The following is a 9,421-nucleotide window of genomic DNA, read 5'->3' on the forward strand; positions in this document are numbered from 1 at the left end:
GAGTAAAAATAAATGATGTTATACAGACAGAAACATCTTACGAGTTAAGTTAATAAATTCATCTAAAGGTGGTGTCATCCATTTATCCTTATGCCAAGCAATTTGAGTATAAAGCGGTGATGAAGAAGCATTCCACGGTAATTCCTTTAATCGTCCCTCTTCAAGTTCTTTTTTTACAACCATCTCAGGCAGTAATGCCACGCCCAAACCTGCAATTACACATTGTTTGATGGCCTCTATACTGGCAAATTCTATTTTATCTAACGGGTAGATTCCAAGAGAATTTAGGGATTCTTCGAACATATTCCTATATGAACAACCAGCTTCTGTGAGTAATAGCGTTTCATGCTTCAGATCATCTATTGAAAAAGCTGATTTAGGTTGGTTTGGTGTGATAACTAGTTTTAACTCCTCTTTGATAAGCTGCTCCACTCTTAACGATCCTTCAGGCTTCCTTTTATCCATAATAAAAGCAACATCTAATAATCCCTCCATAAGGTGCTTTCTCGCCATTTCGTCAGAATGTGCAGGTTTAAATACTAGTTTAACTTTTGGAAATGCAGCCTTGAATTCTTTAAGAATTGGAGGTAATCGATAGGTACACTGACTCTCCTGAGCCCCAATTGTTAGAATGCCAGATAGTTCTTCTTCTCCGTTTGCAGCCGTAATCGCTTCTTCACTTAAACGAATCATTTTTTCAGCATATGTTTTAAATTGATATCCGGCATCTGTTAAAATTAATCTTTTTCCTAAACGCTCAAATAAGGGTTTGCCAATCTCATCCTCAAGGGCTTTGATTTGAGCCGTTACACTTGATTGTGCAAAATTCAATATTTTTGCCGTTTGGGTAAAGTTCAAATTTTCTGCGGCGATCTTAAAAGTAATCAGCTGTTTAATTTCCAATTCGCTCACCTCCTCTTAATCGTAATTATCGATTGATTCAATCGAAATAATCCGTTTTATTGTTTCTGAGTTTCATTACAAAATAGTAAATACTAACTAACAAATCAACTACAAAATGGAGGAATTACTGATGACCATTGCAGTTATTTACGGTGGAAGCCGTCCAAACGGGAATACAGAGACGTTGACAAAGTTAGCGACTCAAGGCTTAGTTGTGGAAGAAATATATCTGAAGGAATATTTAATAGAACCGATATTAGATAAACGGCATGCAGAGGAGGGATTTCCCGAAGTGAATGATGATTACAACGTCGTTATTGATCGTATTCTTCCGCATGATATTCTTCTTTTTTCTACACCGATTTATTGGTATAGCATGTCAGGAATAATGAAAAATTTTATTGATCGTTGGTCCCAGACTTTAAGAGACACCAAGTATCCCGATTTTAAAAAGCAAATGTCTCAGAAAAGAGCATATGTCATTGCAGTGGGTGGAGATCAGCCATACATTAAAGGTTTACCAATGATTCAGCAGTTTCAACATATCTTTGACTTTGTAGGGACAACTTTTGAAGGATATATTATTGGAGAAGGAAACAGACCGGGTGATATTGCACAAGACTTGAAAGCACTGTATGCAGCGGAACAACTTCGAAAAAAATTACAATAATGCTTCAGGCTGAGTTCCTCACGCTATTAAATCGGTATTCTTAACTCTACTTGCAGGTAGCAACAAAAACAAAAACCATTCTATATTGAATGGCTTTTTTCTTTATCATAATTTGATGAAGTACGAGAATGTGTTAATTTGCGGTCTAATATTTTTTTAGTGACTGGCATAAAGTAATTAAGTATTAGTCCGCCTAAACAAACGGTTAATAAAGTACCAACGCCAATCGGCCCATTAAAAATCAATGCCATGATCAAGAATACGAGATAAATGAATGTTCTCGAAAAAAATATATTTGTTCTAGTTATTTCTTGTATGATTAATGTTAATCGGTCAACTGGTATTGGTGCAAAATTTGTGTGTAAATAAATGGCAGTTCCAAATCCTATTACAACTAAGCCGATTCCAAAACAAACAACTTTGTTGAACCATAGTTCAGGTGTTATCAAATTGTGTAATAAAAAAAGCCACATATCAATACCGACACCCGTTATAAATGCTGTTAATAACCCCAGAACTTCAGGCCTTTGTCTTTTTAAAAGTGAATTACAACAGATTAATATGAAAGCGATAATGATTTCCCAGCTTCCCACGGTAAGCCCCACATTTATGGACAGTCCTACCAAAAGTGCATCAAAAGGTGATGTTCCAAGATCTGATTGTATAGTCAAAGAAATACCAAAGGTTAATATTAAAATTCCTAATACAAAATAAACATATTTCACTCCACTCGACCTCTTTATCGTTGTGTTTTGTTGCAAATACAACAAATTTAAGTTAAATTTAATATATGCTAAATTTATTGCATATGCAACAAAAATATGTGCCTAAGGAGTTAATTATGAAGGAAATTCTTCGTGAAATTGGAATGATAGCAAGAGCATTAGATTCAATAAGCAATATCGAATTTAAAGAATATGACCTTACAAAAGGGCAGTATTTGTACCTTGTGCGAATATGTGAAAACCCTGGAATCATTCAAGAAAAGGTAGCTGAGATGATAAAAGTTGATCGAACAACTGCAGCTCGTGCTATTAAAAAACTTGAAATGAATGGCTTTATTGAAAAGAAAGATGATGAACATAACAAAAAAATAAAAAAACTCTTTCCAACTGAAAAAGGAAAAAATGTTTATCCTTTCATAAAAAAAGAACATGATCATTCGAATAGTGTCGCATTAACAGGATTCTCCGAAAGAGAAGCAGAAACCATTTTCAACCTCCTTCAGAGAGTAAGAAAAAATATTGAAAAAGACTGGGAATTAATAAAAAAGGGAAACAAAAGAGATTACTAAATATATAAAGGAGCCATATCTAAATGACAATAAAGTTAAAAAAGTGTACCCATGAAGATTTACAAACACTCCAAGAAATAAGTATTGAAACATTCAACGATACATTTAAAGATCAGAATTCACCCGAAAATATGAATGCCTATTTGGAAAGAGCATTTAACTTAAAACAATTAGAAAAAGAATTATCCAATATGTCTTCGGAATTCTTTTTTGTTTATTTTCATAATGAAATGGCTGGATATTTAAAGGTCAATACCAATGAAGCACAGTCTGAAGAAATGGGTAAAGAATCATTTGAAATCGAGAGGATCTACATAAAGAACAAATTCCAAAAACATGGGCTTGGTAAATATCTGCTAAATCAAGCTATGGAAATTGCAATGGATCGTAAGAAAAAGAAAATCTGGCTAGGCGTATGGGAAAAAAATGAAAATGCTATTGCTTTTTATAAGAAAATGGGGTTTGTTCAAACTGGGGCTCACTCCTTTTATATGGGTGATGAAGAACAAACGGACCTTATAATGACCAAAACACTTTTATAACAATAAATCCTTCAATATATTTATTAAGAAACAAGTTTTAGTCCTACAGCTTCAAAGAAAGCAGCAACAAATACTTTCATCCAATCTGTATTCATTTAATAAACACCTCCAATTTTATTCTTTCCAAAAAGCAAAAAAAGCCTGAGAGAAAACTGTTACATTTTCTCCTAGGCTTTTATCCCTCCGTGACACAGTAAAAATGCGAATTTATCTCGGACTAGAACAACAACGTGTTCTAATTTAATTATGTTGCTCAAGGCATTGATACACTGCCATCATATCTCGTTTATTCAACTCACGTATACGATTGAAAATGGGAATATGTGCAACAGCTTCTGTTAATAAGCCTTCATCTACAACATCACTTACTGTTCCAGTTAACCATGTTTTTACTTGTATGCCATCAACAAGCTCCTTTAGGCCATCATCATTGATGCCACTTGCATAACAACTTACACATGGAATGGTTAATTTAAACACGCCATCATGGAGATTATCTTCTGATATCACTTTCTTCCCTTTACAGAATGGACATGGATGGCTTTTTTTAATTTTATTAATTTGGGTAATTAATTTTTTGTAGCCAAACGCTTCATAGACATAAGTTAGTTTTTTGTATTTTCCATTGGTGAAATACTTATCTATGATCGTTTCTCTCGTCTCAGTGATATTGGCAAAATCACTGATGGTGATTCGATTATTAAGGCTGATGGATTCGATATTGCCGCTAATACTGCCCCAGAATGGTAAGACATTTTGTAATACCATTTCATAACCCGTAAAGCTTGCTAGTTCTAGTTCAAGCATTTTCAGCGCGACTTGTGTTTCCCTAGGCAGCAGAGAGACGTCTTCTGTCAAAATCATATCTCCGCCTACAATAGACTTCAATTTTTCCAGTTCAGGTAAGTTCCCAGTTATTTTCAATACTTGGTCAATCGGCTGATTGATTATTTCACGAATATCTATATCTCCAAATTTAAGCGGTTTATGATGGTTTAAAACAGTACCCTCACAAATTGGACATGTAATCATTTCTTTAGAAGCTTTCATTTGCTCCTTAATGATTGATTTTGAAACAACAATATACATACCAAGGATCGTATTAAAACCGACCCATGTTCTACGTGCCTTGCCTTTCTTATCATAAAATGACTTTTCAAAATACCCGTACCAAAATGTATGCTTTTCTTCATCTGACATCTCATGATAGCTTTTTGTTAAATCTTGACCAAGTTCATTCTTAATTTCTTCAAATAGAAATTCTAACTTTGGATATTGATAAAATTTTAATACTTCCATTATTTCTGGATAGAATAGACCATCCCAGAATGGAAGATTTTTGTCTTGAATGACAAGATCTTTATCAAATATTTCAATCTTAAGACGTCCTGAGCATGATGGGCAATGATTGTCCGGAGAAAAGAAATCAAATCTCCTCGTATCTTTATTAGTCGGATGAGCTGCTACAATATAGTTGATCAATCCACCCATTTCATAGAGAAAACTATATTGACTATACAAGTGTCTTTCTAAATCAATTGCGATCACAGGTGCGATTTTGTCAGATTCGTATTCACCATAAATTAAGCGGGCCATTGATGATAAGCTTTTTAAGATGCCGCCCTTATAGACGTTTTCTGCCTCTTTAAAGTAGGCAATATGATTTTCTTTTAAATAGGTAATTCCATTTTGCTGCTTGAGTGTAGAAGAAATAGGCGATGGTGCAGCGGTCGCATCGATTTTTTTAAGACGATAATAATCATCGTGACTGACAACATCAAGATGCTCCACAGGTGCAAGCTGTCTTTTACCAAAGTCAACGATAAAATCGGAGTTTGCTAGCATATATGAATTATGTTCGATCATGATGATAGAGACGGATTCATCTTGCAGAATGATTCTTATGCTATCAATGAATTGATTTAAAATATTTTGTGATAAACCTTTTGAAGGTTCGTCAAATATAAAAAGCGTATGTGGATTTCTTGAGTTAGCAAACAACTCAGAAACTAAATGGACACATTGAAATTCACCAGTTGATAAAGACTGTGTTTTTCTTTCTAATGTCAAGTAACCAAGTCCAAGTTTGATTAATAAGCTTAAGCGTTTATGTACGATGTCTTCTTTTGGCAGTTCATCAATAATATCTTCAATCGAGCGCAGAAAAATATCATCAATATCTTCACTATATTTTGTGAGCTTCTTTTTAATATCAAGAAAAGTTGCAACAGTTGACCGGCTCGTAATCGATTGGTTTCGATCTTGACCTACCATAACGAGTTTATCTTTCTTGTATCGCTTCAGAAAATCTTGAGCTATGCATTCATTGATAAGTGTAGATTTCCCGCATCCTGATTCACCCGTAACGGTTACCAGTCTATTTTTTGGAATCTGAAATTCTGCCATTTGGATATTCCGGCAATATAAATCATGAAATTGATAGTATTCTGTTGGCGTTGTTTGATTTCGTTCCAGAACGATTGGCTCGGGACGAGGAGATACTTCTACAATTTTTCCACCATATTTTCCGCTGCCAGGTCCGAAGAACAATTGCTCATTCGTTGTATCGAGCACTGTGTCTGAATGATCAATGAGCCAAATTTGATTCTTAAAGCCTAAATGTTTAATCTGTTCTAAAATGTTCAATAGTGTTTGGTGATCAAGACCAACAGAGATTTCATCAATAATAATAACGGTATTTTCACTTACTGCCATAAACTCTGCCAAGTAAAGACGTGTTAATTCTCCACCTGACAATGTACCCATAATGCGATTTAATGTTAAGTAACCAATATTCATATTGATAATGTTTTTAAGAATATTTTGTTTCCCTTCACTAAGATTTAGAGCATCTGCTAGTGAAAGAATGGTTTCAACGCTCAAGTTATTGATATCGGAAATATTATGTGGCTGATCCAATAATTCAATCGTATATTGCAGGGTTTCTTGATTATAGCGCCTTCCCTCACACTTTGGACATTCGACATTATTATTAGTACCGCGGCCTTTACACTTAGGACACCAGCCTAATTCATTATTAAATGAAAAGACTTCTGGGGAAAGATCGTATTTTTCGGCAAGTCTTCCACGAATCTCTGTAAATACGCCAGTATGCGTGCCAATTGTTGAACGCGGATTGGAAGAAATGGATGATCTTCCGAGAAAAAGTACTAAAGGCATCTCTTCCATCTTGATGGCACTGAAATTAGTTTCCATAATATTTGGAAATAAGTACTGATATTCAGCCTTTGGCAATAAGGAAACGAGACGCTTCTTGGATTCTTCACCAATGGTTTGACAAAATGTAGTTTTACCAGATCCGGATAAACCAGCAATTCCGAGCGTCTGATCTTCCGGCAAGACGGCATCTAAACGGTTAATATTGTTGGCAATTAATTGATTTATTTTCATTGGATATCATCTCCATTCTCTAAATCTAGTATTGCCATGTTAGCACAACTTCAAATGAATTTGTTGCGTTTTTTTCGAATCGGCAACCTTATACTAATGGTAGACAAATTTCTTAGCGATGTTAAAAATGGGGGAATTGGGCTTAACTTTGTAACCGCGTTTTTTTCCTGACTCTACCCCACCTTGAGAAAAAAAGATTACCCAGCGTGGAGCAATTTATGCTAACCGTGTTTCAAGTTTTTAAAAGGTTGATCTTACATGTTTTGTAATGATCCATTATGGACTCGTCCTTTTTCCTTAATTAACTAATACCATTGCATTAACAATGTTTTTCTACCGTTTATAGAAGCTTTTGATTTTTCTCAGCATTGATTTATCCTTTAAAAGTCTGAAAGGGACAATAGAAGGGGCAAGATTCACTTCAATAATCCAAATATGTCCCTTCTGATCACATCCTACATCAAGTCCGAAAGTAAGTTGGCTAGAATAATAGTTACCTAATGTAACGGAAGTTAGTAGAGAGACTCTGTCAATTTCGGATAAAATAAATTGGAGAGGGACCTCGAATAATGAAGAACGAAAGCTAGCCTCCTCTATGGTTAAAACCTCTCTGGCCACATTTGTAACAATAAAATGTTCAGCTGCTACTTTACATACCTTACCTGTTACGTTCCATTCCGTTGAACCTTTTCTTCTCTGTACCATAACTCTTATGTCAAAAGGATTTCCATCGATATGAGCCAAAGGGATTTTCTGTTGAACAACGTAATACTTCCTTTTCGGTTTTTGATCCATTAGGTATCGATATGTTTGATCTCTACTGGAGAAGGTTATCTTTTTAGCTTGATTGTGAATTTGAAAATGGTCCTCTCCTAATTTAGACACTTGTATGACACCATATCCGAAACGTCCCATACATGGTTTCACTATTACTACTCTATGGCGGTCAAGTAACTCCCATAACGATTCTTCCGTTAGCAATTGGGTTTCGGGCAAATGTTCCGATAGTAGCTTCTCATCTCTCAATACCCGATGTATTATCCATTTCCCCCCATTTCTCCCCATTGGTTTCACCACCTTTTCATTTTTCATTACATCGTATTCACAGGAACATTATTTTCTTGGACAATCTTTTAACAAGCAGAGGGTTTTGAATAATAAAAAAATGATAATCAACGTTGTCTTGTCTTTAGTTTCGGCAAGTTGTTTTATTTGTGCTAAAAAGTAAAATTGTGTTAAAAATAATTACATAAATAATTGAAAAGTTGAAAGTAGGAAAATGAATGAGTACAGTGATAAAACAAAAACGCAATAAACTGATGATGGTTGTACGGGCACTATTGGTTGTTATTGGGGGATTTATAACTGCATATGGGCTAGAGGCGGTATTAATCCCAAACCAAGTATCAGACGGTGGTGTGACAGGACTGAGTATCGTTGGCTCACAATTGATTGGATTACCCCTAGGACTTCTAATTGCATTATTAAATATTCCCTTCGTATATTTAGGATATAAACAAATTGGTAAAAGTTTTGCTGCTTTTTCGGTTCTCGGTATAGCTTCACTAGCAGTTAGCACCAGCCTTATGCATCATGTAACAACCATAATTCAAGGGGACACATTATTAATAACCGTTGTTGGTGGGATTATCATCGGTTTTGGAATGGGATTAGCCTTACGTAATGGCGGGGCATTAGATGGAATTGATATGTTAGCCGTATTGCTTTCTCGAAAGTTACCTTTTGGGACAAGTGATCTAATTCTATTTTTAAATATGTTTGTTTTTATTGTCGTATCAACAATATTTGGTCTGCAAGGAGCCATATTATCAGCGATTGCCTACTTTATAGCATCTAAAGTCATTCACATTGTTGAGGAAGGTTTAAGTGGCTCGAAAACCTTTAAAATTATCACTACTGAACCTGAATTAATGGTTAAAACCATACGTGAGAGATTGGGCCGTGGAGCAACGTATACGCTGACACTTGGCAGTTATTCAAATGAGCAATTCAAGGAAATCACTTGTATCATTAACCGTTTGGAAGAAAGCAAAATGAAAGAAATCATAAATGAAATTGACCCAAAATCCTTTGTAGCGATATACGATGTATCAGAAGTGCAGGGTGGCAGCTTCATAAAGCGCGATATTCATTAAAAAAGCGCAATCCACAGGCACTGTTCTAATTATCTGATTTTAGAAAAACAACCTTGTTAGGCGAGTGAAAAAGGATGTTATAAATCAGAAAGACTTAATCGGAGAAGTGACGTTCCTATTACTTCTTTCTAATATAATTCAGGAATTAAATGAACAGAGGGGATATGTAAGTGGATAGAAGAATACAAGAGTTAATTGATTTCACAAAGATAAAGTTTGGTTTAGATCATTACTACTTACAACGCCATAGCCTTTCTCGAAACGTCAACATCTTCAATGAGACGGTTTATATACTTTGTATGGAATGGTTTCCTAATGATGTAACTGAACAAGAGGATGATGATTCAAACCCTGAAGGAACAGCAGTTATTGAGATAAATGTGAATACTCGTAAGTTTGAGAGTGCTATTTTCGTAATGGGGAAGACATTTGCAAAGGGTGGGAT

Annotated in this window: 8 protein-coding genes and 1 pseudogene; 5 read left to right on the forward strand and 4 right to left on the reverse strand. The window is 35.1% G+C overall.

Annotated elements, in window-relative coordinates; genetic code table 11:
* Positions 1-18 precede the first annotated feature (18 nt).
* Positions 19-903, reverse strand: coding sequence for a LysR family transcriptional regulator (locus V7149_RS16375; protein ID WP_335346676.1), 885 nt, complete (start codon positions 901-903; stop codon positions 19-21).
* 130 nt (positions 904-1,033) lie between these two features.
* Between V7149_RS16375 and V7149_RS16380 the strand changes: the two genes are divergently transcribed.
* Positions 1,034-1,573 carry a flavodoxin family protein gene (locus tag V7149_RS16380; protein WP_335346677.1) on the forward strand — a complete coding sequence of 180 codons (540 nt, stop codon included), beginning with the start codon at positions 1,034-1,036 and terminating at the stop codon, positions 1,571-1,573.
* A gap of 80 nt (positions 1,574-1,653) precedes the next feature.
* Here the strand turns inward: V7149_RS16380 and V7149_RS16385 are convergent, their stop codons facing one another.
* Positions 1,654-2,298, reverse strand: a complete 645-nt coding sequence (locus tag V7149_RS16385; protein ID WP_335346678.1) for a YczE/YyaS/YitT family protein — start codon at positions 2,296-2,298, stop codon at positions 1,654-1,656.
* A 116-nt stretch (positions 2,299-2,414) separates the two neighbouring features.
* Here V7149_RS16385 and V7149_RS16390 point away from each other — a divergent pair, with 116 nt between their 5' ends.
* Together V7149_RS16390 and V7149_RS16395 are read left to right on the forward strand one after the other, a co-directional pair.
* Entirely contained in the window at positions 2,415-2,867 is a 453-nt protein-coding gene (locus V7149_RS16390) for a MarR family winged helix-turn-helix transcriptional regulator (RefSeq protein WP_335346679.1), read from the forward strand.
* A gap of 23 nt (positions 2,868-2,890) precedes the next feature.
* A complete protein-coding gene (locus V7149_RS16395) occupies positions 2,891-3,409 on the forward strand; it encodes a GNAT family N-acetyltransferase (RefSeq protein WP_335346680.1) in 519 nt (172 codons plus the stop codon).
* A gap of 240 nt (positions 3,410-3,649) precedes the next feature.
* Here V7149_RS16395 and V7149_RS16400 read toward each other — a convergent pair whose 3' ends face one another.
* Together V7149_RS16400 and V7149_RS16405 are read right to left on the reverse strand one after the other, a co-directional pair.
* Positions 3,650-6,820 (reverse strand): ATP-binding cassette domain-containing protein, encoded by a 3,171-nt coding sequence (locus V7149_RS16400; protein ID WP_335346681.1) that lies wholly within the window; start codon positions 6,818-6,820, stop codon positions 3,650-3,652.
* Between the two features lie 333 nt (positions 6,821-7,153).
* A complete protein-coding gene (locus tag V7149_RS16405; protein ID WP_335346682.1) occupies positions 7,154-7,885 on the reverse strand; it encodes a YheC/YheD family protein in 732 nt (243 codons plus the stop codon).
* Between the two features lie 218 nt (positions 7,886-8,103).
* Between V7149_RS16405 and V7149_RS16410 the strand changes: the two genes are divergently transcribed.
* Both V7149_RS16410 and V7149_RS16415 read left to right on the forward strand, forming a co-directional pair.
* On the forward strand, positions 8,104-8,976 hold the full coding sequence (locus tag V7149_RS16410) for a YitT family protein (protein ID WP_335346683.1): 873 nt from the start codon (positions 8,104-8,106) through the stop codon (positions 8,974-8,976).
* 170 nt (positions 8,977-9,146) lie between these two features.
* A pseudogene (locus V7149_RS16415) lies at positions 9,147-9,421 on the forward strand (hypothetical protein); the annotation flags it as partial.

Origin of the sequence: Bacillus sp. JJ1503, assembly GCF_036965125.1 — a bacterium.
In the GTDB taxonomy this organism is placed as follows: Bacteria; Bacillota; Bacilli; order Bacillales; family Cytobacillaceae; genus Cytobacillus.

Excerpts from the sequence above, each read along its gene's own strand:
- V7149_RS16380 (WP_335346677.1), top strand. The coding sequence starts at position 1,034 with ATGACCATTGCAGTTATTTACGGTGGAAGCCGTCCAAACGGGAATACA.
- V7149_RS16390 (WP_335346679.1), top strand. The coding sequence starts at position 2,415 with ATGAAGGAAATTCTTCGTGAAATTGGAATGATAGCAAGAGCATTAGAT.
- V7149_RS16395 (WP_335346680.1), top strand. The coding sequence starts at position 2,891 with ATGACAATAAAGTTAAAAAAGTGTACCCATGAAGATTTACAAACACTC.
- V7149_RS16400 (WP_335346681.1), bottom strand. The coding sequence starts at position 6,820 with ATGAAAATAAATCAATTAATTGCCAACAATATTAACCGTTTAGATGCC.
- V7149_RS16405 (WP_335346682.1), bottom strand. The coding sequence starts at position 7,885 with ATGGGGAGAAATGGGGGGAAATGGATAATACATCGGGTATTGAGAGAT.
- V7149_RS16410 (WP_335346683.1), top strand. The coding sequence starts at position 8,104 with ATGAGTACAGTGATAAAACAAAAACGCAATAAACTGATGATGGTTGTA.